Source organism: Reyranella sp., assembly GCF_052439685.1.
Classification (GTDB): domain Bacteria; phylum Pseudomonadota; class Alphaproteobacteria; order Reyranellales; family Reyranellaceae; genus Reyranella.
In genome coordinates this window covers 1-543 of sequence record NZ_JBQVQG010000069.1, presented here as the reverse complement: position 1 = coordinate 543, position 543 = coordinate 1, and the positions used below count along the sequence as shown (strand labels likewise).

1 protein-coding gene is annotated in these 543 nt (G+C 66.5%); it reads left to right on the top strand.

The features are described from left to right. Nucleotides 1–509, top strand: a 509-nt coding sequence (locus ACT6UX_RS30330; RefSeq protein WP_444778853.1) for an ABC transporter ATP-binding protein, incomplete at its 5' end; no start/stop codon positions are given. Nucleotides 510–543: the final 34 nt, after the last annotated feature.

Below are 543 nucleotides of genomic sequence, written 5' to 3'. Positions count from 1 at the left end.
AGACAGCCATGCATCTGAACAAGGTCTCCCTCGAAGCGCGCCACATCAGCCTGAGCTACGGCAGCACCGAGGTGCTCAAGGACGTCAACATCCGCATCGAGCCGGGCGAGTTCTTCGCCCTGCTCGGCCCCTCGGGCTCCGGCAAGTCCACGCTGCTGCGGCTCATCGCCGGCTTCAACCAGCACCAGCGTGGCGAGCTGCTGATCGACGGCAAGGACATCACCGGCACGCCGCCGCACCTGCGCAACGTGGGCATGGTGTTCCAGAACTACGCGCTGTGGCCCCACATGACGGTGTGGGACAACGTGGCCTTCGGTCTGGTGGAGCGCAAGGAGCCCAAGGACTCGCTGCGCCGCAAGGTCGGGGCCGCGCTCGAACTGGTGGGTCTGCAGGACTACGCGCAGCGCCGGCCGAGCCAGCTCTCGGGCGGGCAGCAGCAGCGCGTGGCGCTGGCGCGCACGGTGGTGATCGAGCCCAAGCTGCTGCTGCTCGACGAGCCGCTGTCCTAGCTCGTGTATATTATTCTCTTGCTGATTGGCGAGG